25 protein-coding genes and 2 pseudogenes are annotated in these 22,089 nt (G+C 44.9%); 4 read left to right on the top strand and 23 right to left on the bottom strand.

Annotation, left to right across the window (positions count from 1 at the left end; all coding sequences use genetic code 11):
- Nucleotides 1-39: 39 nt before the first annotated feature.
- The 8 genes and pseudogenes from fabV to KQI_RS0121725 all read right to left on the bottom strand — a co-directional run bounded on the left by fabV (nucleotide 40) and on the right by KQI_RS0121725 (nucleotide 6,667).
- Complete coding sequence (gene fabV / locus KQI_RS0121690) at nucleotides 40-1,218, bottom strand: enoyl-ACP reductase FabV (RefSeq protein ID WP_010348977.1); 1,179 nt, start codon at nucleotides 1,216-1,218, stop codon at nucleotides 40-42.
- A gap of 229 nt (nucleotides 1,219-1,447) precedes the next feature.
- A complete protein-coding gene (locus KQI_RS0121695) occupies nucleotides 1,448-2,488 on the bottom strand; it encodes an NADH:flavin oxidoreductase (RefSeq protein WP_010348978.1) in 1,041 nt (346 codons plus the stop codon).
- A 53-nt stretch (nucleotides 2,489-2,541) separates the two neighbouring features.
- Nucleotides 2,542-3,564: an NADH:flavin oxidoreductase/NADH oxidase gene (locus KQI_RS0121700; protein ID WP_010348979.1), complete on the bottom strand. Its 1,023-nt coding sequence runs from the start codon at nucleotides 3,562-3,564 to the stop codon at nucleotides 2,542-2,544.
- 331 nt (nucleotides 3,565-3,895) lie between these two features.
- Nucleotides 3,896-4,261 (bottom strand): nuclear transport factor 2 family protein, encoded by a 366-nt coding sequence (locus tag KQI_RS0121705; protein ID WP_010348980.1) that lies wholly within the window; start codon nucleotides 4,259-4,261, stop codon nucleotides 3,896-3,898.
- 76 nt (nucleotides 4,262-4,337) lie between these two features.
- A pseudogene (locus KQI_RS28635) lies at nucleotides 4,338-4,461 on the bottom strand (oxidoreductase); the annotation flags it as partial.
- Between the two features lie 67 nt (nucleotides 4,462-4,528).
- Entirely contained in the window at nucleotides 4,529-5,173 is a 645-nt protein-coding gene (locus KQI_RS0121715; protein ID WP_010348982.1) for an SDR family oxidoreductase, read from the bottom strand.
- A 48-nt stretch (nucleotides 5,174-5,221) separates the two neighbouring features.
- Nucleotides 5,222-5,965 (bottom strand): SDR family oxidoreductase, encoded by a 744-nt coding sequence (locus KQI_RS0121720; RefSeq protein ID WP_010348983.1) that lies wholly within the window; start codon nucleotides 5,963-5,965, stop codon nucleotides 5,222-5,224.
- 276 nt (nucleotides 5,966-6,241) lie between these two features.
- On the bottom strand, nucleotides 6,242-6,667 hold the full coding sequence (locus KQI_RS0121725; RefSeq protein ID WP_010348984.1) for a MarR family winged helix-turn-helix transcriptional regulator: 426 nt from the start codon (nucleotides 6,665-6,667) through the stop codon (nucleotides 6,242-6,244).
- 337 nt (nucleotides 6,668-7,004) lie between these two features.
- Between KQI_RS0121725 and KQI_RS0121730 the strand changes: the two genes are divergently transcribed.
- Complete coding sequence (locus tag KQI_RS0121730; RefSeq protein WP_029390280.1) at nucleotides 7,005-7,283, top strand: hypothetical protein; 279 nt, start codon at nucleotides 7,005-7,007, stop codon at nucleotides 7,281-7,283.
- The gene (locus tag KQI_RS27195) at nucleotides 7,252-7,887 is read left to right on the top strand and encodes a hypothetical protein (protein ID WP_050543730.1); all 636 of its coding nucleotides are present in this window, start codon (nucleotides 7,252-7,254) and stop codon (nucleotides 7,885-7,887) included. Before KQI_RS0121730 ends, KQI_RS27195 begins: the two co-directional genes overlap by 32 nt.
- 524 nt (nucleotides 7,888-8,411) lie before the next feature.
- Here the strand turns inward: KQI_RS27195 and KQI_RS27200 are convergent.
- From KQI_RS27200 to KQI_RS27470, 5 genes are all read right to left on the bottom strand, one after another.
- The gene (locus tag KQI_RS27200; RefSeq protein WP_197536409.1) at nucleotides 8,412-8,975 is read right to left on the bottom strand and encodes an NAD(P)-dependent oxidoreductase; all 564 of its coding nucleotides are present in this window, start codon (nucleotides 8,973-8,975) and stop codon (nucleotides 8,412-8,414) included.
- A 272-nt stretch (nucleotides 8,976-9,247) separates the two neighbouring features.
- Nucleotides 9,248-9,688: a nuclear transport factor 2 family protein gene (locus KQI_RS0121750; RefSeq protein WP_010348988.1), complete on the bottom strand. Its 441-nt coding sequence runs from the start codon at nucleotides 9,686-9,688 to the stop codon at nucleotides 9,248-9,250.
- Nucleotides 9,689-10,057: 369 nt separating this feature from the next.
- Entirely contained in the window at nucleotides 10,058-10,801 is a 744-nt protein-coding gene (locus KQI_RS0121755) for an SDR family NAD(P)-dependent oxidoreductase (protein ID WP_010348989.1), read from the bottom strand.
- A gap of 326 nt (nucleotides 10,802-11,127) precedes the next feature.
- Nucleotides 11,128-11,574, bottom strand: a complete 447-nt coding sequence (locus KQI_RS0121760) for an RrF2 family transcriptional regulator (protein ID WP_010348990.1) — start codon at nucleotides 11,572-11,574, stop codon at nucleotides 11,128-11,130.
- A 245-nt stretch (nucleotides 11,575-11,819) separates the two neighbouring features.
- Entirely contained in the window at nucleotides 11,820-12,224 is a 405-nt protein-coding gene (locus KQI_RS27470; protein ID WP_010348991.1) for a hypothetical protein, read from the bottom strand.
- 163 nt (nucleotides 12,225-12,387) lie between these two features.
- Here KQI_RS27470 and KQI_RS29850 point away from each other — a divergent pair, with 163 nt between their 5' ends.
- Nucleotides 12,388-12,534, top strand: a complete 147-nt coding sequence (locus KQI_RS29850) for a DUF6526 family protein (RefSeq protein ID WP_411830866.1) — start codon at nucleotides 12,388-12,390, stop codon at nucleotides 12,532-12,534.
- Nucleotides 12,535-13,351: 817 nt separating this feature from the next.
- Here KQI_RS29850 and KQI_RS29855 read toward each other — a convergent pair.
- The 8 genes and pseudogenes from KQI_RS29855 to KQI_RS28160 all read right to left on the bottom strand — a co-directional run.
- Entirely contained in the window at nucleotides 13,352-13,486 is a 135-nt protein-coding gene (locus KQI_RS29855) for a group II intron maturase-specific domain-containing protein (protein ID WP_411830865.1), read from the bottom strand.
- 5 nt (nucleotides 13,487-13,491) lie between these two features.
- The gene (locus KQI_RS0121775) at nucleotides 13,492-14,199 is read right to left on the bottom strand and encodes an SDR family NAD(P)-dependent oxidoreductase (RefSeq protein ID WP_010348992.1); all 708 of its coding nucleotides are present in this window, start codon (nucleotides 14,197-14,199) and stop codon (nucleotides 13,492-13,494) included.
- Entirely contained in the window at nucleotides 14,186-15,364 is a 1,179-nt protein-coding gene (locus KQI_RS0121780) for an MFS transporter (RefSeq protein ID WP_010348993.1), read from the bottom strand. The genes KQI_RS0121775 and KQI_RS0121780 overlap by 14 nt, the downstream gene beginning before the upstream one ends.
- Entirely contained in the window at nucleotides 15,354-16,202 is an 849-nt protein-coding gene (locus KQI_RS0121785) for an SDR family NAD(P)-dependent oxidoreductase (protein WP_010348995.1), read from the bottom strand. Before KQI_RS0121785 ends, KQI_RS0121780 begins: the two co-directional genes overlap by 11 nt.
- Nucleotides 16,203-16,354: 152 nt before the next feature.
- A complete protein-coding gene (locus KQI_RS0121790; RefSeq protein WP_010348997.1) occupies nucleotides 16,355-17,098 on the bottom strand; it encodes an SDR family oxidoreductase in 744 nt (247 codons plus the stop codon).
- Nucleotides 17,099-17,148: 50 nt separating this feature from the next.
- On the bottom strand, nucleotides 17,149-17,334 hold the full coding sequence (locus KQI_RS29405) for a DUF2255 family protein (protein WP_241764001.1): 186 nt from the start codon (nucleotides 17,332-17,334) through the stop codon (nucleotides 17,149-17,151).
- A gap of 269 nt (nucleotides 17,335-17,603) precedes the next feature.
- Nucleotides 17,604-18,587: an aldo/keto reductase gene (locus KQI_RS0121795; protein WP_029390282.1), complete on the bottom strand. Its 984-nt coding sequence runs from the start codon at nucleotides 18,585-18,587 to the stop codon at nucleotides 17,604-17,606.
- A gap of 142 nt (nucleotides 18,588-18,729) precedes the next feature.
- Nucleotides 18,730-18,968: pseudogene (locus KQI_RS28160) on the bottom strand (alcohol dehydrogenase catalytic domain-containing protein); the annotation flags it as partial.
- A gap of 339 nt (nucleotides 18,969-19,307) precedes the next feature.
- Here KQI_RS28160 and KQI_RS0121810 point away from each other — a divergent pair.
- Nucleotides 19,308-20,207 (top strand): LysR family transcriptional regulator, encoded by a 900-nt coding sequence (locus tag KQI_RS0121810; RefSeq protein WP_010348999.1) that lies wholly within the window; start codon nucleotides 19,308-19,310, stop codon nucleotides 20,205-20,207.
- 459 nt (nucleotides 20,208-20,666) lie between these two features.
- Here the strand turns inward: KQI_RS0121810 and KQI_RS0121815 are convergent, their stop codons facing one another.
- Both KQI_RS0121815 and KQI_RS29680 read right to left on the bottom strand, forming a co-directional pair.
- Nucleotides 20,667-21,536 carry an NAD(P)H-binding protein gene (locus KQI_RS0121815; protein ID WP_338390684.1) on the bottom strand — a complete coding sequence of 290 codons (870 nt, stop codon included), beginning with the start codon at nucleotides 21,534-21,536 and terminating at the stop codon, nucleotides 20,667-20,669.
- Between the two features lie 3 nt (nucleotides 21,537-21,539).
- Nucleotides 21,540-22,088 (bottom strand): LLM class flavin-dependent oxidoreductase, encoded by a 549-nt coding sequence (locus KQI_RS29680; protein WP_326117064.1) that lies wholly within the window; start codon nucleotides 22,086-22,088, stop codon nucleotides 21,540-21,542.
- Between the last annotated feature and the right edge of the window lies 1 nt (nucleotide 22,089).

The raw sequence follows: 22,089 nt of genomic DNA on the forward strand, positions 1-22,089 counted from the left end.
CTTGAGTGTACCCGTTTTTATTTGACTCTTTTTTGCTTCTTAATTGGTGTGAACCTCTGGATCAACATCCAATTCATAATCAATTTCATCAAACCCGAATCCAAATAATTGAAGGAAATCCAGACGGTACTGTTCGAGGTCGCCCCGTTCAGACACGTTTTCTGTAGTGATCTCGGACCAGGCAGCTTTGACAGCCTCCTGCACATCCTCTCTCATTTCCCAGTTATCCAGACGAATGCGCCCTTCCTCATCCGTTTCCACAGTTGACCCGCTATAGAGCTTCTCGAACAGACGCTGCGCCTGCTCAATGCATCCTTCATGCAATCCCTTTTCTTTCATGACCTTAAACAGCAAGGAAATATACAGAGGCACAACAGGAATAGCCGAACTCGATTGTGTAACAAGCGCTTTATTTACAGAAACGTAGGCTTTACCACGATAACGCTCCAGTTGCTTCGTTAACGTATGCGCTGTAGCTTCCAAATCGTTTTTGGCTTGACCAATCGTTCCTTTGCGATAGATGGCCTCCGTGATCTCCGGCCCAATATACGAGTAGGCCAGTGTGGTTACCCCGTCAGCCAGCAGCTCGGCTTCCTCCAGCGCCTTGAGCCATAAGGACCAATCTTCGCCACCCATGACCGTGATGGTGTTCTCAATTTCCTCCTGCGTAGCCGGTTCCAGCGTAATTTCCGATACGACGCCCGTATTCGTATTCACCGTTTTATTCGTAAACGGCTGTCCGATGGGCTTGAGAACGGAATTAAAGGTTTCACCCGTATCTGGATGGGTCCGCCGCGGTGAGGCGACACTATACACAATCAGGTCTACCTTGCCCAGCTTTTCCTTTACAAGCTTCAACGTCTCCTGCTTAATTTCATGGGAAAAAGCATCTCCATTAATGCTTTCCGCTATGTAGCCAGCCGCTCTGGCCGCTCTTTCAAAGGCCACAGTGTTGTACCAGCCTGCCGAAGCCGTGCGTCCCTCTGCCGCAGGGCGTTCATAGGAAACACCTATGGTATCCGCCCCCATACCGAAGCTCGCAGCAATGCGGGAAGCCAGTCCATAGCCTGTGGATGCACCGATCACAAGTACCTTTTTAGCTCCTTGTATAGCCGTGCTGTCTTTGATGTAGTCGATTTGACGATTGACATGAGCCGCACATCCTGCAGGATGCGCAGTCGTACATATGAAACCACGAATTTTCGGTTTAATAATCATTGTAAGGGTCCCCCTATTTAGGCATTCATTTAATATCGATGGAATGGTTGTCCAGTCATAACTATATAGTAAAATAGCCTGCGGCTCAACCTGTGACATATTCATTATCTCGCACTTCTGTTGGTCACAGACAATCATGCTGAGAAGTAACAACTAAAAACGAGCATTCCAGTAAAGGATTGCTCGTTTTAGGCAAAGACATTGTTTAAGTTCAGTATAAATTTATCGATCAAGAAAGTGTTTTAAGTGCTTCAGGAGTGAACGGCACTAATTCGTCCAATCTTCCGTCCCGAATTTTGCTGGCCCAAGCAGGATCTACCAGCAATGCTCTGCCGATAGCAACCAGATCAAATTCTTCATTTTCGAACTTTTGAACCAATCCCTCGATACTTGCGTTGCCAGCACCTTTTCCTTCGGTGAAGAGTGTCATGAAATCACCATCCAGGCCAATCGAACCAACAGTGATGGTTGGTTTGCCTGTGATTTGTTTAACCCAGCCGGCAAGATTCAAGTCAGATCCTTCAAATTCAGGTTCCCAGAATCGACGAGTTGAGCAGTGGAATATATCCACGCCCGCATCAACCAAAGGCTGCAGAAATTGTTTTAGCTCGTCCGGTGTTTTGGCCAATTTAGCTGTATAATCCGTTCCCTTCCACTGCGAAATACGCAACACAATCGTGAAATCAGGACCGGCTGCACCACGACAAGCTCTGACCACTTCTTCAGCAAAGCGGGTACGTGCAATCATGCTGCCTCCGTAGCGGTCTGTACGTTCATTGGTTTTCTCCCAGAAGAACTGGTCAATCAAATAGCCGTGAGCTCCGTGGATTTCGATTCCATCAAATCCAATGCGCTTGGCCTCACCTGCCGCTTGTGCAAAAGCATCCACAATTTCACTGATATCGGATTCGGAGTAGTCATTAACGTTGCCCCGTGCGCCCATGTGCCAGATTTGAGGAATAATCTTCCCCCCTACCTCATGTACTTCGGACACCACGTTGGCCCAACCATTTAATGCTTCTTCACCATAGAAGAAAGGTACATCCTTCTGATTGGATGAATCAGCATGATTAACTACTGTGCCTTCTGTCACGATGAGGCCAACGCTATTTTCAGCTCTCCGGCGATAATACGCGGCAACATCTGGCCCTGGAACGCCATTAGGAGATAGATTTCGAGTCATTGGTGCCATTACTACACGATTGGACAAAGTAAGATTTCCCAAAGTAAACGGACGAAATAATGGTTGTACAGATTCGGAATAAGACATAGTAAACCTCCAATGTTATTGAGTCCGGTATAAATTGATTTATAAAGTAGGACTTAGAATCCTGTAGTATACTGTGTAGGGATTGCAGTTTCTTTTCTCAATTTTGATGCGGCTTCCAGTACCCAATAAGGATTTCTCAACAGCCCTCTACCCACAGCAACCAAATCGGCCTCTTCATTTCCGATAACTGCATTCGCCAAAGTTGGATCATCGAGTCTTCCAACCGCCATTACCGGAATATCCAGAGCTTCTTTGATATCTTTTGCCAAGGGAACTTGATACGCTGCGTGAGTTCCTGGTCTGCCCCATGCAGCTATCGGTCCCTCACCGCCGGATGAAATATCAAACATGTCTACTCCTGCTTTTTGATATTCCTTGGCAAAAGCAATGCTTTCTTTAATACCATATCCACCTTCTACGTATTCTTTGGCGGAAATACGCATGATGAGCGGCATGTCTTCCGGCATTTCGCCCTTTGCTGCCTGAATGATCTCCCGGCCAAAAAGGGTAAGGTCTTTACCATATTCATCTTCCCGTCTGTTCGTAAGCGGTGAATGAAATTGATGAATCAAATAGCCATGTGCACCATGAATTTCAATGGAGTCAAATCCAGCTTTGACAGCGCGAGCTACAGCAACACGGAATTTCTCCACCAGTCCTTTAACCTCTTCTGTTGTAAGCGCGCGAGGTTGTTTTGAATTTTCATCAAATGCAATGGCAGACGGTGCTACAGGAACTTCAGCATCTTCCGCTTTGCGTCCAGCATGCGCGATCTGAATTCCCACTTTGGCACCGTAACTGTGACAAGCATCTACAATCCGTTTGAGAGCAGGAATCTGTTCATCTGACCACAAACCAAGATCAAAATCGGAGATCCGGCCATCTGGTTCTACATCTGTCATTTCAATTATGATAAAGCCGGTTCCACCTATCGCACGGCTAACGTAGTGTATATAATGCCAATCTGTAGCAATTCCATCCTTTTTGTCAACCGAGTATTGGCACATTGGCGGCATAACTACGCGATTTTTCAATTCCAAACCTTTAATTGTATAGGGACTAAATAAATCTTTCATGTGAGAAAGACTCCTCTCCGATTTATATTGTGAAACACGTCAACAAAATGCATGCACGCGCATATATAATAACATGTTTATTTCATTTGTCAACTATAGACATGATTTCAAAATTCAAAACTTTATGATCATCTTTTGGTTAATATGCTGCATCAGATCTTCTTTATCAGTGCCTTCAAGTTCAGGATTAAGTGATCTTTCCTCAAGTTTTCCTGTAAGACTCGGTCATTCAGTATTGTAAATCATTAGCAAAACAGCTCGGATCACAGCCACTTTTGTGGCATGATTCGAGCCATTATTTATTGAGGTTTCGAATGAAAAATTTTTATAATCAATATTGATGGAACACCTTGGAGATTACTTTCCATTCGCCGTCTACTTTAAGAAGTGTGTGGTAATCGGCATATTCCACTTCTGGGCTTTCCAAAATAACACGAACTACGGCAACAGTAACCGCAACATCAAGAACATCAATTCTGTATTGAAGATCTTTTGCCGGTCCCAGCGTGTCAATCAGATCATACAGATTTTGAATAGAACCTTCGCTGAGTTTTCCGTCATTCGTGTATCCATACATAATGGCATCTTTATGGAAAGTGGATTTCATCACTTCGCCCTTGCCCACAATATTCCCTTCGATATAACCATTCATTGCATTTACGATTGCTTCATAATCCTTCAAAGTTACTCTGCTCATTATTCATTACTCCTCTAATTTTATTTGCTTGCGCATGCATTTATATTATTTGATGCTTAGAATCCTGTCAAGCATCAATGAGAAACCCATGCGCTGCGTGGATTTCAACACCGTCAAACCCTGCTTCTATCACACGTTTCGTCGTTTCCCCCAAACGCCTTAACCATATCCAAAATTTCTTCATGCGAAAGAGCATGCGGCGCTTCCCCTAACGGTTGACCCTGCATGCCACTAGCCAATTTTTGTAAACTTGGTGCAACCTCTTTTTCAAACTTTTTTCAATGCATCGGCAATCAAATCGTCACCAGCAATCAAGTCAAACGCACGCTTATAGGTGTGTTTCTCATCCAAAGCGGTCACAATGGCACGGGCTACATCTTCACGAGGGATACTGCCATAGGCGATATTCTCCGCAGCAGCCACTTTCCCTGTACCAGATTCATTCAAAAGAATCCCAGGTCTTATGATGGTGTAGTTCAAACTGCTGCTTTCCAGCACTCTATCCGCATAATGCTTCGCTGCATAATAGGGGAGGATATTATCATGCCAGTTCTTCCGGTTATTCGCCTGAATTGCACTGACCATAATAAAACGGTCAATGCCTGCTTTTTCAGCTGCTTCAATTGTTTTTCCAGCACCATCCAGATCAATTAACAACGTTTTATCATATCCCGTTTTTCCACCAGAGCCAGCTGTAAATACTATAGCATCGCACCCCTTGACAGCTTCTGTGATGGAGTCTACAGTCCCCTCCAAGTCCGCAAGAACCGTTTCGACGCCCTGCTTTTCATATGCATCAGCTTGTTCTTGTTGCCGAACCATCGCACGGGCTGTGTGCTCTTTGCTTTCTTTCAAAAGTTGGATGAGGCGTTGTCCAATTTGTCCATTTGATCCTACCACCAAAACCTTCATCTAATCACTCCTCCTTATTAGATTTTTCCTCTCCCATTAACTTGAATATCACCATTCCTGGGCAGTAGGGGCAACAATAACGTCATTGATCATGACATTGGCTGGCTTGTTCACAACAAAACCAATGGTTTCAGCCACGTATTCCACGTCAATAGCAACTTTGTTCAAATCTCCCAGTACCGCTTTGACATCCCTATCCGTTACTGTACTTTGCCAGTTCGTTGCGATAACCCCTGGGGATACCAAAACAGCTTGAATATTGTGTTTAACAGACACTTCTTTACGCAGACTTTCCGTAATAGCCCGCATGGCATACTTCGTTGCACTGTAGACACCATGGCCTTCTCCTACTGCATGGCCTGCTATAGACCCAACATTTACAATTTGACCCTGCCCTTGTTTTTTCATATGAGGCAATACGGCTGCGATTCCGTATAGCGTCCCTTTAATGTTAAGATCAATCATCTTCTCCCACTCTGCTACATGGGCATTATCCCACATGGAGAACAGCATGTAGCCTGCGCAATTAATTAATGTATCTACACGGCCCAAATGATCTATGGCGAAATTCACCAAAGATTGAACTTCAGCATTGACAGTGACATCGGTTGCCTTATAGAGTGCTTTACCGCCCTCATTCTTGATCCGTTCAGTTAAGGATCTCAACTTCCCCTCATTTCTTGCTGCGAGGACAACCGTTGCACCATTTTTCGCCAGATATAGAGCTGTCGCTTCACCTATTCCACTTGAAGCACCTGTTATAATAATGACTTTATCTTTAATATACTGCATGTTCAAAACTCCTCTCTTGTTCTAAATAAACACTAAGTAACCAGATAATTTAGCACACAAATTATAAGCATGCGCATGCATTTAATTTAACGAAAAAAAACCTTGCTGTCAAGCCTCGAACACCAATATTGTTTGATCAAAAAAGAACACTATGATTAATTCTTAAACCGTTCCATGATCATCCTCAAATGATGTATGGCATAAAAAGGCACTCCTAAATCTTCTGTGAGTGCCTTTCATACTAACTTAATTAAGCATCTAGTGGAAAATAACTTCTTAAAACAATTCTTGCGTAATACTTTGAAATTTCGACTTCAAACCTTCTTTTTGAAGTTCTGATTCCAGAACCTGATTGAAGGTTTGTAATGCTCGCTGATATTTATTTTCGCCTAGTTCCGTAACTCGAGTATAAATACCGCGCCGATCATCCTCACATATATGTCTTTCCAGAGCGCCACAGTCTTTGGCCTCCATTCTTACTACGAGCCTTGAGGTGGCACTTTGACTTAAACCCACCATCTCCTGAAGCTGCTGTAATCGTAATTCTTTATCCTCGGACTTGGATATGAAATTCAGTACATAAAATTCCTTCAAAGATAAATCATATTCTTGTAGCAGAGCCTGCTCCAGTTTGTCAGTTACATTGGAATAAATCTGAGACAAGGACAACCATATATCTAAAAGGTCTTTTTTATTTTGCAATTTTAGACCCCCCAATCTATACAAGAGTATTAGCACATAGTCTATCCTATTGTATCAAGCTTAAACAGAACGGTCAAAACCCGTATATCACTTGATCATTTCAAATTGAAAAACAAACTTTGCAAATGTAGGAACCTTCAGGCATTTCAGCGAAACAATAAAATTTGATATGAATTTTATGGATAACGACAATATGAGCAATAGTCTGCGCCTACAACCCACGTAAAAAAGGTTCGTAATTGCCTGAGCAACTACGAACCATGTTTGTAAGATGATGCGGTCGAGAGGACTCGGAGAGAACAACCAGCCCACTCCCTGCCATTGACTGGTGAAGGACATGCGGCACTTTAGCCACGTCCGATACATCGCGATTGATCGGAAGGCTATATTGGAATCCGATGAAGAAATGATTCAGGCTCTACTATCGTTTCAAACGATGTATGAAATTCGTGTTATCATCATTGCCGAAGGGCTGCCGGATAGCAGTCCCTTTCTGCAACAACTGATTCAAGCTGGAATCACGAATATGGCAACTTCAGAACATATCGAGTCGAGAAGTCAAGGAGTGCTTTTCAGAGCAAGGGATGCAACGATATATTCCTTCTGTTTCCCCTGAACCAGTTAACGAAACACTGGATACTTTCCAACCTCATGAAGAAAAATATAGATTTGACTGTAAAAACATACGGATTGCCGTAGCTGGGAGTGATCGGCGCGTTGGCGTCACGACAACGGCGATGAATTTGGTCTTTTGGATACAAGCACATGGAGGGAATGCGTGTTATTTGGAGGCTAACGCGAGCAAGCATTTGGCACACATTATCCACCTGTTCGAGCCGGAAAAAGCGGGGAACTCTTATGTGATGGAGGGAGTAGACTTTTATTTAACCCCGGAATTGGACCGCGATTATAACTTTATCGTGACGGATTCCGGCGTATTGGGTGATCCTAGAGTACAGGACTCCTTCGCACAAGCGGATGTCCGTATACTCTGCGGTTCGGCTATGCCTTATGAACTGCCAGTGTTTTATCGAGCTATAGAACGATGTAAAGACCTCTCAGTCTATGCGGCCGGATTATCCGTACCTGAAAATTTAAAGCCTTTTTTGCTTCAAATGATACGCGATGATATTGTGTTTGGGGATAGCTCCAATGACCTTTTTGATTCGGCAGCTAATCATCAACTTTATTATCAACTTCTCAAGGGTTATGTAAATTAAATAGAGTTACAAGGGGATAATCAGATCAATTGACCTTGTTGTTCAATAAAGCTGATCTCCATAACAGAAGATCAGCTTTATTTATTATTGCCACAATTGCGATGTCACTCAAGAAATAAATTATTCCTTTCCACCCACTCATGAACCACATCAGTGCAAGTATTGTTATAAAGAAGAACGTGTAAAATAAATTTTTATTCATTCTACTTTCCTTTCTTTGGCACGCACCAATATCTGTCTTCTACTACTTTGTAACCATCAGTAACTACAACCAAGTTATTACTACCTTTACATAGGTGGCTCCTCCCAGCAGAGGGGTTTCCAATTTTTTTCGGAGACCTAGCTCACTCATGACCGGAATGGTGGCTCTATTCCATCGAAATATTCTGAATACGGTTGACAGGATTAATTCATGATTTCATACTGGACGACCAGACAATTTCTCAATATCTCTCGTAACGATATCGAAGTCCCTTATAGAAAGTTCTGTTGAACACTTTAGTCGGAGATTTAGTAACCACAATCTACTGAGAACTGATTCCTGGTGCCTGACGTACGAAATCTTGGCTTGATATCTGATCAAACATAAAAGCTGCAATATCCTCTCTGGAAATCGTTAACGAATGCTTAGTGTGTCCATAAAGCCCTAGATTCAGTTTTTTTGATGCCGGACGATTTTTTAAAATTGCTGCACGAACCATTGTCCAATCTAAGTTCGATTCACGAATAACCTTTACCGATTCAATAATGTCGTCATATGCCGCCGGAAGCATCAGCTTAACAAGTACAGCAGGAAGCCATATTTTCAAATCAAAACCATCACCTGGATCTACAGCAGTTCCAGTAGAAATACTAATGAGTCGTTTTAAGCCTTCTTGCTCCATGACTGAGATAATTGCCTTAAGTGCTTGAGTGATTGGCAAATCCTTAGGATATTTCGGCGAGGTAGGACCAAGAGCAGAGAGAACAGCATCGGCTCCTCGAATCGCTTCTATTAAACTTTTTTTATCAGTCAGGTCGCCTCTGATAATCCGCACTTTGGGATGGGTAAATGGACTGCTAGATCGTGCAAAAACCGTAACCTCTATTCCGCGTTAGAGCTTCTTCGATTAGGTATGGGCCTGTCTTTCCTGTAGCCCCAAAGATTGTAACTTTCATTATTTTATTCACCTCGTAGGTTCTTTTATGTTGATTAAACTAATGGTATTTTTATCGTAATTCACTTCAATCTATTCTATTTTAAAAAAATGACTGGATAGCTTTTTACAACTAGTCCAGTCATTTTTCAGGTCCTGTTTGCATTATTCTACAAAACACAACATTCCATCTTTAAGCTATGACTTTCCAAGTATTAATCAAATTAGCCTTGCAATGTTCTTGCTTCAATGATTATAAAGTGAGCAGTACGTTCCTTTATTAACCAAGTTCCGTTTTGACGTACATATATATCATCATATTTAACACTATAGTCAGTGATAACTTCTTTGCCTTCTTCGTCTCTCACCATTTTCATTTGAGAGTACGAAACACCTGTTGCAGTATCGCCATCCACTTTCACAACGTGTTGTGCGTTAATGGAGAAATAACGTTTTACAAGAGAAGCGTGACTTGTAAATTCCTCTTCTAATTGTTTTGTTCCTGAAACTTCAGACACCAATTGACCACCGAAGTAAACCTTATATTTATGATCCGGCGTAAGTAAAAGTATTTGTTCTGAAGTCTTTTTCTCATCTCCTAGATTTGACCAGGCATCGGCTAATTCTCTTATTTCTAATTTTGCTTGTAAAATTTCTAACGACATTTTTTTCCTCCTTTAATTTCATTGGTATTTTGTTAAATATTAGTGTTCACCAGTATTTTGCCCGTTATCGGTTATTAGTATTACTGCATTCACAATCATTGAACGTACTTGCGATGGCCAAAGTGATTACGATAATTTTGCGACTTAAATTGAGCAACTTCCTTTTACATTAGATTATGGGTGAACGCACACTCAATAATACCCATTGCTCACTCATTAGTGAATAAAATTACAGTAGTCGCTATTGAGTGAACGAACACTCATAATGAGGGCATATACGGCTTTCAACGCCATGTCAATAGAGCGGGAATTTAGTTCAAAGTGCCTTGGGATGCAGCTTCTGCGTCAAACGAGCTGTGCTGCGTCATCTCAGCGGGCGCTGTCGATGATCGATCCGCCATCGGGCGTGAGGCTTGAGCCTGTGATGAACTGCGAGTCCTTGCTGGCGAGGAAGAGCACCACAGGCGCAATATCTTCTTCAGGGGACCCGTAACGGCCGAGCGGGTTGGTTGGCGGTGGAACATCGGCCTCAGGCTCCCAAGTTTCCGCGACCGGCAGGATGTTGTTCACGGTGATCTTGTCGGGTCCCCATTCGCGTGCGGCAGTGCGGGTCAGAGCGCGCACCGCTTCCTTCGCCATATTGTAAGGGGTATAGCCCGGCATCCCGATCACGCCCGCCATCGAACCGAAGTTGATGACGCGTCCTTCTCCGCTCGCCTTGAGGTGAGGATAGGCAGCCTGCATCATCCGTAGATAGGCGATAGGGCCAGTATCGAAATTGCGTTGCAACTGCTCCACCGAGAGGTCGATCACCGATGAGAAGGGCGCGGACGAATCGAACGCGTTATTCACCAGGATATCAATCCCTCCATAATCCGAGACAACCGTATTGATCGCCGCCTTGATCTGGCCGGCATCACCAATGTCGCAGACTACGCCGATGGCATTTCCGCCCGTGGCCTTGATATCTGCGACGACAGCATCGACGTTTGCCGGGGTGCGTGACACGACCGCCACCTTAGCGCCTTCCGCCGCAAACAGCTTCGCGATGGCACGTCCGATGCCGCGACCAGCGCCGGTGACGATTGCTACTTTTCCTTCAAGTCTACCCATAATTTTATTCCTCCTTTAATTTCATTGGCATTTTGATAAAAATTTCAACAGTATTTTGCCCGTTTTCGGTTATTAGTATTCCTGCATTCACAACCATTGAACGTACTTGCGATGGCCACAGAGATTACGGTAATTTTGTGACTTAAATTGAGCAACCTCCTTTTAAATTAGATTATAGGTGAACGCACACTCAACAATTCCCATTGCTCACTCTTTATGAATAAAATTACAGCAGCCGCTATTGAGTGAGCGCACACTCACAATAAGAGCATATATGACTTTCAGCGCCATGTCAATAGAGCGGGGGAATAAACTTGGATTTAGTTTCAAAGCGCCTTGGGATGCAGCTTCTGCGCCAATTCGGTGATCGTATACCTCCTCAGCACCTCGCGCAAGCTCCGGTCCATCTCGCCTGTTATATCCAAGAAAACTTCCTTCATCTCGACTCCGAACGGATGAGTGCCCATCGAATCCTCGATTCCGTAGAAGAGCGGGCTGCTTACCTGAAACGCGCTGTACAAGTCCACAAGGGCAATCGATTCTGGTGCTTTCTTAAGCCTGTAGCCGCCGTCGCGGCCTTCGCGTGTCTCAAGGATTCCTTCCCGCGCAAGCACCGCCAGAACCCTCCGCATCAGCGTGGCTTCCGACTGCAAATTATTTGCGATTTCGACGCTCGGACACGTCTGAACATTTTCTTTTGCCAAGATGATCAAAGCCTGCACCGCAAGGCCGAACCATTTGGGAGAATAGTTTCCCGTTCGTTTATCTGTCATCTCATCATGTCCTTTCGAGTCCGATCTATGCGTACCTGCATGTTCCTGAATTGTATCGCGAACCGTTCTAAATGTTCTCCGGCTTCTCCGCAATCCACTTCAACTTCGACTTCATTGCCATCGACGAAAAAACGGAGCGGAACAACGACCGTTCGTCCCCCGCTTCCCGTTGTACTAATTGATGTTTAAATAATATGATTGTCAACTTGTTGTTCAGTGAGTGCGATGTTAAATATGTCCTACTCTTATGATTGACCTGGAAATAACGTGTCCAAAATACGATTTACAAATTCATCCCCCTCTTCTAGCGACTCCTCTTTACCTAAAAAATTCAATTGGAATGCACGTTGAAAACAACTTCCCAGCAATATATCCGCTACAGCTCTTGGATGCAATTTATCGCTAATTCTCCCAGTATTTATTTCTTTCATTAAATAAGCTTCCACCGCCTCATTTGCCGCATACGGGCTTTCATTTCGTTGAGTAAAACCTTCTCGATGGCGAAGCAATATTTCCGGTTCCGAGAAAATAGAACAGATTAAGGGCATCGAACTATGATAATCCTCCAATGCCGCAAGAGCCACCTGCTTCAGATTTCTCCGCACCGTTTCTTTACCAGCAAGGTTTTGCAGCAATGTTAAAGCTTCCATCAGATTACTCAGTTTTCCCTGTAAAACATGGAGAAATATCTGGTTATTTCTGTGCGAAGTGGTGGCTCGATGATTATCTCATTACTATTCGTTGTGCTTCTCTTAATGATGGCCATGGCGACGCTTTTTTCCGGGTATTTGCATGTAAGGCCTCAGATCGCGAATTCATACAGGTAGAAAACCTGCGTCCTTTGTATTAACTGGAAATTTGCCCGATCCCCATTTTACGATGAACCCAATTATCGCGCTACGTTTTACTTCGAATAGTGAATTTTTACCCTTATGTGAAAGGCTGCGAACGATGGTATAACCCTTGATACCATCAAGAAACATGGGAGGCCGATTATCAACGGGTGTAACGAATTAAATGCTGATAGTAAAATGAGCAAATTAACCAACACATTCAAGGGGACGACCATGAATATCCTGAAATCCTACTTCAGCAACCCACGGAAGGTCGAATTGTCATTTAATCGGGGCGGCACTTCCTTAGTAGTTCTGAGAAACAAAGCTCATACTGCCGCTCCATCATCTCGTTTCAAACCTTTTTAGTGAAGGTTATAGTTAATATGTGATTTCAAGCATAAGACAAGGTAGGAAAAAGATGAACAAGACCCTGCAACATGACGTTGACTTGGATAATGCTATATATTTTGGTCAATATGTGATGGTTTTGACGGAGGGAAAATGACAGGTGGGGGACTTATTGAAAGCTACGATAATAACGAAATTCAGATAAATGGTAAACGGCATTCGCGAAAATCAACGTTTATTCAAACACCTCCACCTGATTTCCATTTCAATTTTTAAAATTTAGCAATCGCAGTATGTAACGGGAAATCAAGTAGCAGGGGCGGCTAGCCCCCGTGCTATCACATCACGAACCGTTCGGTATACGGCGGTTCATGTCATATTCCGTAATTGTTTGTATCTGGCCCTAAGACTCCTCAGACCAGGAGATAACCAGTATTGGCTATCTAATTCGGACTGCATGCAATGCGCCAGTATTTCTTCCTCGAATTGTCCCATTCGTAGGCGTTCTGCTTCGGAGCTCCCAGCGATATTAGTTTTCTGACCTTTGTCTTTGGTTTCTCCATTGTTTCCAGATATACATCCGGAGTCTTCTTCTATTCGTCCAACTCATCGAATATGCTTTTCGTATCCACTAAAGTATAATAGCCACACCATCCGGTAACGGACCATCTGAGCTGAATGTAGAGTGTGCTTTCGCAGTAATCATACTTGTACCTCCTGTAATCCATCGTTTTTACCAATCGATTGGTTTACCATCCCTGAAGAACCCTCCACGAGGTCCTTCCGATCCCATCGTCACTAACTGTAGGATCAACTCGGCAGCGCGTTTCGAAGTTCTCGGAGCAGAGGGTCCCCCCATATCCGAACTTACCCAGCCCGGATCGACTGCATAAATCTTGATATCTCCCCTAACTTCTGCTGCTGCTAATCGAGTCAATGCATTCATTGCAAGTTTGGAGATCTTGTACGCCCCCACTCCTGGGGACGACATGGCACTCATGGCGCCATATTCCGAGGAAACATTGATGATTCTTCCATATCCCCGCTTTTCCATGAGCGGAAGAAATGAACGCATGACATGGTAAACGCCGAAAAAATTCGTGGACATCGTTTGCTCCAGAATCGCAGGATCCATGGTCAACAACCGGGCACTACCATCCAAATATACGCCCGCGTTGTTAATTAATACATCCAAGTGGCCAACGGTCTCGGTGATGGTCATTGCTGCTTTGCAGATGCTTTCTTGATCTGTGACATCCATGACGACGAACGAAACATTCAGTCCGGACTCGGCAAGTCGTTGCGCCGCTTCAGCACCCTTCTTTGGATCCCTACTTGCCAAAATGACTTTGAACCCCATTGAAGCCAATTGTTTGACCATTTCATATCCGATTCCTCGATTCGCGCCTGTAATAAGAGCTGCTTGTTTATCCTGCAACATTGGAATCCTCCATTCGTCTGTACAAAGAAACTCTTGGATATATCGTTGCGATGCTTAATATTAGGAACAAGATTCCCCCAATTACGACGTATTGCGTACTTATGCCTGATATGAATAATCCGCATACAGCTGCGCCAATCGTTGTTCCCAAGTTGGCGGATGTCAGAAAGACACCGTTCGCGAATTCGGGAGCTTCCGGCGCTGCGGACACAACCCAATATTGCGTAATGTTGCCGCCTATGCCGCCCAAGATTCCCCAAATCAAAACAATGAAGGCCATGGGGACGCTGAACTGTCCCATGCTGAAAAGCATGATGTAAACGGCAAGCATGGCAAATGGATAAAATATGACCGTTCTTAATGGATGATTAGCAAGCAGCTTCCCTGCCATCATGTTTCCAACAATATTGGCTGCTCCGTATAGGAATAACATCACACTGATTGTGTTCCAGTCATACTTCGTCACGGTTTTAAGATACTCGGCAAGGTAACTGTACACCCCAAATACGGCTCCGTTCATGAAGATCACACCAGCAATGGAAAGCCATGTCACGGATCTTTTTAATACCCGCAATTGAGTGCCATAAGAGAGCCTTTGTGCAACAGGTATCGTTGGTACGAACAGGAGTGTCGCGACGAATGCGACTGTCGTTCCAGCGGCAAAGAACAACATCGCATAGGTAAGCGAAGTGTAGGTGGCAATCAAACTCGAGACCGGAACGCCAAGCACCATCCCTGCAGACACGCCAACGAATACTTTAGCCACTGCCTTCGAAGCATCCTCCTTGCCGACGGACGCCGCGGCGACGGTGAATGCCAATGAAACATACACGGGATGGAAAAAGGCCGGAACGACACGTGCAATCAGTAATACGATAAAGTTTGATGTAAAGGCGGAGACAAGGTTGCCCACAATAAAAATGCCAAGCACAAGCAACATGACTTTCTTGCGGTTCATGCCTGAAAACAATAAAGGCATCGTTGGGCCAGAGACGGCAACCGCAAGCGCAAAGAGACTCACGATCAACCCCGCAGTGGAGATACTGACCTGGTAGTGATCCGCAATCATAGGCAAGATTCCGATCACGCCCATCTCGGTATTCAAGATACCGAATACACCCAAGGTCAATATATAGACAATGAAATGATTTCGATTAGTCTTCATAGGCCATCGACATCGAGAGATCGCGGTAGGCATCGATCTGCGCTTGAAGGTCGACAATCTTCTGCTCTGCAATGCCGACCGCGTCGGCGCCTGCGATGAAACGTCGAGGCGGCTCAGCTTCGCTTGCAATCATGAGAAGCGCTTTTGCGAGCTTGTTCGGATCGCCGGGCTGTTGCCCGTTCTGCTCATTAAAAAAGGCCATGTAACCGGCTCTGCGGTCCGCATAGTCCGCGATTGTCGGCTTGGCATAAGTCGACGACGCCTCCGTCAGGAATTCCGTACGAAAAAAGCCCGGGTTGACAATGGTCGTATGAATGCCGAATGGAGCTGCCTCGGGCGCCAACGACTCCATCCAACCCTCCAGCGCAAATTTCGATGCGCAATAAGCGGAATTAAACTCGAATCCGGACATACCGGCGCCCGAAGCGATCGAGATAATATGACCGGCACGCTGCTTGCGCATGACAGGCAACACGGCACGGGTAACATTCATCGGGCCGATCAACGCCACCTGCAGCTGACATTCGATTTGGTCCGGGGTCAGTTCCTCGAAGTAGCCCCCATAGAAGTGGGCGGCATTATTGACCAGCACGTCGATGGTCCCGAACCGGTCGATTGCCGCCTTGACTGCGGACTCTGCATCGGCAGGCCGGGTAACGTCCAATCGGACGACCAATACATTCTCGGCTTCACCAATTGCCTTGGCCACCGCATCCGGATTGCGGCCGGCAGCCACAACCTTGTGTCCGGCGTTCAAAGCTGCTTTCGCGAAATGGGTACCCATACCTCGACCGGCACCCGTGATAAACCAAACCTTTGTCGTATTCATGTTATTCATTTCCTCCAGCCTCCAATCCTCCAATATCATGTGCCGATGTCGCGCATGTGACGACGATCGGAACCGTTTTTCCGTTACTTACCGGCATTCAACTGGGCCAACCACTGATTCAGATACTCTTCGATCATGCAATGATCAAGAGCAACATTCATTTAGATAACTTGCTTCGTTGGGCGAATCATAATTTCACTTACAGCAACAGTATCAGGCGTGCTAATTGCATATGCTATCGCATCGGCAACATCACTCGGTTTCAATCCCACACCTGGTATTTTTGCGTTCTCCTTCAACCAATCTCGAGTTGCAGGGTCATTGACCGTTGTGTAAAGTTCCGTATCCACCATTCCGGGAGAAATGATGGTTGAACGGACATTATTTTCTCTTTCCTCTTGGCGAATCCCCTCCATGATCGCTCGCACAGCAAATTTTGTACCACAGTAAACAGCATAACCAGGAGTCACAACGTGTCCTAAAATGGAATCGGTCGCAATAATTTGACCGGATTGCTGTTTTTTCATGATAGGTAATACCGCAGCAATGCCATTTAATACACCCATGATATTAAGATCTAACACTTGTCGCCATTCATCAAAGCGTGCTTCCGAGAGAGACGCAGTTGGCATAATACCAGCGTTATTATATAGCACATCTACGCGACCATATTTTTTGACCGCCAGATCAACAACGGCTTGAACTTCCTCTTTTTTAGTTACATCAGCAACAACATATGCAATTTCAGCATCCGGCAATGTTTTAACAAGAGCTTTCAAGCGATCTTCGCGGCGAGCCGCAATGACTAATTTTGCTCCTTCTTGCGCAAGTTTCTTAGTAGTTGCTTCGCCAATCCCACTTGACGCTCCCAAAATAATGACAACTTTCCCTTGAATATTTGACATTAGAGATTCACGGTTCCTTTCTTCATGCAAATGGATTGGTTTCATAAATGTTAAGATTTCACTCGAACACGCGTTTTATAATGAGTTGGTTTCGCGTGGCGTATTATCGCAGAACGAGCTCGCGAGCGGATCATCGGGTTTAGATATGGGTCGTCGTTGTATTTCACACGGTACGCATTGTCGATGAGATCGTTGATCTGCCCTTCGATCGGTTCAAAAGAGACTTCCTTCGTCATGCCAGCCACAGTGATTCGCCCTGCCTTCTGTCGTAGTGCTGCCTGGTATCAACGTGAGTTCTGTTCGTAGTAGGCGTGCACATAAACTGAGCCGTCAACCACAACGGACCAAATCCAAGTCGGGGTGCCGTAGGTTGCTCACGAAATGGTGAAATGTGCTGGTCATCCGTCTCAGCGGTATAGACTCCTGATGATTGATTCTCCATGAGTGCCGTTGTTCTATGAGAGGGATGGATGAACGGATCAGGATATTGCCGAAAAATTGAGATTTAAGGCATATTTACACCTCTTGCACTAACCAGTAATGTGTACCATTGTTCTCTAGTCATGATTTCCGACTGTCTTGCAGCATCTTTGCAGGCAATAATGCGCTTAGGATTTACCGTGCCGAGGACTGGTTGTATGCAGGCTGGATGCTTCATCAGCCAAGCGAGTACGATCGCTTCAGGCGTTGTCTCATTCTCACCCGCGATCTGCTGAATGAGCGCTGCTGTTTTCATTTCCGCTTCGGTCGCGTTGTCAGATACTTTTCCTGAAAGTCTGCCTTGAGCCAGTGGCCCCCATGCTTGAATCTGAATGTTTTCCATCTGCATAAATTCCATAAGCCCTTCAGGAAAGTTATCCTTTAAGCCGGCATTCTGGTTAATATGAAGAATGCCCGGATCGACCCAGTGCTGACGCAGAAGGCTCATCTCCAGCTGGTTTACGACGAATGGATCAGGCAAAGCGCTTTGCAGGAAGCGAATTTGTCCCGGGCTCATATTCGATACGCCAAAGTGACGTACCTTGCCCGACAGCTTCAGCATGGTGAAAGCTTCGGCAATCTCATCCGGCTCCATCAACGGATCCGGGCGGTGCAGCAGCAACACGTCCAGATATTGTGTACCAAGCCGCTCTAATATGCCGTCCACCGAATGCAGGATATGCGCTTTCGAGAAGTTGTAGCGCTGTGGCAATATGCCGTCGGATAGATGAATGCCTACTTTGGATTGAATGACAATCTGTTCACGGAGACGGGGCTGCTGCTTAAGCACTTGCCCAAATACGGATTCCGCTTTACCCCTCTTATAAATGTCCGCATGGTCGTACATAGTAATTCCGATGGAAAGAGCGGCTTCCACGGCTTCTTCCGCTTGACGGATGTGGCTGGATGTAACCGGGTCTGCAAAATCCCAGCTTCCGCCTAAGCCCATGCAGCCCAGCACTAAGCGGCTGTTCGATATTCCTCGACTCTCTAACGGCATCATTTTCAATTTCATCAACCCCCGAAAAATAGATAAACTTCCTTTAATTGTTCTTCAACGAGCTCGAATGCCTCTTCAGATTCTATCATCGCTAACCAAAGGATAGAATCCGTTGCTTGCTTAGGAGTTCTTGGAGCAGTTGGTTTACCCATATCTGTAACTTTGTGATTTCCGAACCAACCTGGGTGACAATTCCCGCGATCGTTCTCTGGAACGAGATGATATTTACCGGTCCCCAATCGCCGCGAGCTGTATGGATGTCAGAGTGGCAAATACCAGCGTATTTAATCTCAATGAGGACATCATGCGACCTCAAGATCCCGGATCTATCGTGATCAGTTTAAATGGACCTTCCGGACTGAATACAGCACGGGCATTAGCAGTTATCACCGTATAATCTCCTGCAACCCATGAATATTGTATTTCATCCATCTGGTACAACTCGATATGAGTGTCTGTAGATGGCGCAGGGACTCTTCCGCGTGACGACAAATCTTCCAAGCAGACAAACCGCCAGCATTATTCGATCCATCCTGCTCTTCCAGCCTCGCCCGCCATATGAGTTCGCCGTATCGAAGTAGCTTCTGCGAAAAAAGCCAACCGATTACCTCCTTTGTTATTTATTTTAGTGTGCTTTTTTGCGCATAGATAATACTTATATCTTATATCATGATATGCTTGAAGGGCATTTCTGAATCGTGTATTGTAAAACATAAAGGAGGAGTATAGATGGAAGTTAGAGTTTTGCGTTACTTTCTTGCTGTTGCAAGAGAAGGAAGCATCACGGGTGCGGCTGATTTTTTGCATGTTACACAGCCGACCTTGTCTAGACAATTAAAAGATCTTGAACAAGAGTTAGGAAAAAAACTATTTATTCGCAGTAGTCACAGTATCATTCTCACAGATGAAGGAATGCTCTTAAGAAAGAGAGCAGAAGAAATCGTTGATATGGTCGAGAAATTAGAGGCAGAATTCATATCCATGGAAGAAACAATAAGTGGTGATGTTTATATAGGCGGCGGGGAAACCGATGCCATGAAACAGATTGCACGGGCAGTAAGAGACTTACAGATAAGTTATCCAAATATACGGTATCACCTCTACAGCGGAAACGAAGATGATGTAGCTGAACGGCTAGACAAGGGACTGCTTGACTTTGGTATTTTAATTCAACCGGCTGATGTATCAAAATACAATTATATCAATATCCCAGCCAAGGATATTTGGGGTGTTGTTATGAGGAAAGACAGCCCTCTTGCTTGCAAAGATACCATTCAAGCAGCAGATTTAATCCATGTTCCGCTAATCTGTTCACGACAGGCTATGAAGCAGACATTTTCTAAAAATGAATTTGCGGATTGGTTTGGCGAAGATTTTGATAAATTAAATGTCGTGGCTACATACAATCTTGCATATAATGCTGCCATTATGGTTGAAGAAGGCATTGGTTATGCAATAACTCTTGATAAAATAGTGAATACGTCTAGTGATAGTAACCTTTGTTTTAGACCGCTAGAGCCAAGACTTGAATCTGGCTTAGATATTGTTTGGAAAAAGCATCAAGTCTTTTCAGTTGCTGCCGAGTTGTTTTTAAAAGAAATTCAGGAGAAATTCAGCGGCAAAAACTAAAAAACAGCCGCGAGAAGCAGCCGTAATTCAGCTATCCAGCCAGTTACTTCAATGCAAAAGCAACCGATCCTTTCGGCCGGCTGCCATAATGCTTTTACTTAGCTATCGTATCCGTCAATCTCTCTGTAGTTGTAGCCACCTTTTCGAGGGAGTAACTCTTCAAAATCACATGCTAGTATTTTGAACAGAGATTCCCAATAAGTAAAGAGATTGATCTTACATAAATACCAGAATGAAAATTATCAGTCGGTCCAATTACAAGATAGTATCTTGGAAAGAGAATCCATCAGGAAATTCAAGCCTTTTGTAGACGTCAAAGTCATACAGTTATTGGATGACAAGAACAAATATCGTTCCTACATATTCATTGGCGGCCAAATATAAGTCTTATCGTGCCTGCAATGATTAAGGGATGACTCTCCCGAGTTGTCCCTTAATCATTTATTTCCCACATACAATTTACTGGAATGTGGTTGACAGTATTGATTCAAGGTTTCGTGCTGGACGACCAGACAGTTTCTCAATGTCTCCCGTAACGATATCGAAGTCACCATTAGAAAAATTCTGTTGAATGCTCACAATAGCAGTTATGACCTCTACCGGAAGTCCCGCCTGCTGAAACTGTGCTTGGAGCGTCTCGGCTGGCAGTGTAATGAATGCTAATGGTTTACCGCTTGCTTTAGCGATGGCCTCTGCACGTTGCGCACCAGTTAGGCTTTCTGGCCCGGTACCTGTGTAGATCGCACCATCGTGACCTTTGCCGACCAGCAGACCAGCTGCTGCTGCAGCCAGGTCGTCACGCGAGACAAAGCTCACTTTGTTTTCGTTTATACCCGTGAGTACGCCATGCGCCAAGGACATCTGTGCTTCCTCTATTAGAGACTCTGCATAGTAACTCATGCGCAGGATGCTCCACTGGCGAGCCTTGCGCATCAAATGCTGTTCACTGGCAAAGTAGTCGGCTGCGATGTTCGGTTTTTGCACATTCCGCGCCCCAGCAGACGACATAAGGACAATGTGGGACACACCGGCTGCTACGGCTGCGTCAATAGCTGCAATGTTCTGAACCGCACGAGCACCTGGCTGTAAACTGGTTGAGGGGATAAGTAGTAGCCGATCTAAGCCTTTGTAAGACTCGATTAACGATGATGGTTGATCGTAATCGCCGAATCGAGCTTCTACGCCATCAATTGTAATTTTCTCCGGAGAACGTGAGATGGCGACAACGCTATGCTTCCCAACCGTACGCTCCAACAGATGTTTTACCGTCGCTGTACCTAAATTACCGCTTGCACCATTTACACCAATTTTCATTTTTATCTTCTCCATTCTTTACACAGTATTTTGTTTCTTTCGTATTTCTCTGCGAACAACCGGGGCAACTTCTAAAGCTAGTAGTTCAATGGCTTTCGCCACTTTGGACAGTGGCTGTCCCCCTATGTCGAATTGATTCATAAATCGGCTGTGACCAAAAAGCTCATGCTGAAAGAGAATCTTTTCAACGAGTTGCTGCGGGCTTCCGATCGCAAGAACAATGTCTGGAGCAGTCATTATATCTAAGTCTGAACGTGACATCCAAAAACGTTGTCCTCGCTCCTTCATGAAATAGGAAAAATAGTTCATGTAGTGAGGATAGAACTCATCAAGTGCTTGAATAGATGTCTGGGCAATGTATGCATGACCTGTGACAGAAACTCTTAGCTTCGATGGGTCATGCCCTGCCGCTTTGCCTGCGGCCCGGTAAATATCCACAAGCGGTTTAACTCTTCTTGGATCTCCACTCAAAATACCAAGTGCCATGTTAAGACCCAATCGCCCCGCTCTAGCGGCACTCTCCGGCGTTCCCCCGACTCCAATCCAGATCGGGAGTTTAGATTGCAAT

The sequence above is a fragment of the Paenibacillus peoriae KCTC 3763 genome (genome assembly GCF_000236805.1).
GTDB lineage: Bacteria > Bacillota > Bacilli > Paenibacillales > Paenibacillaceae > Paenibacillus > Paenibacillus peoriae.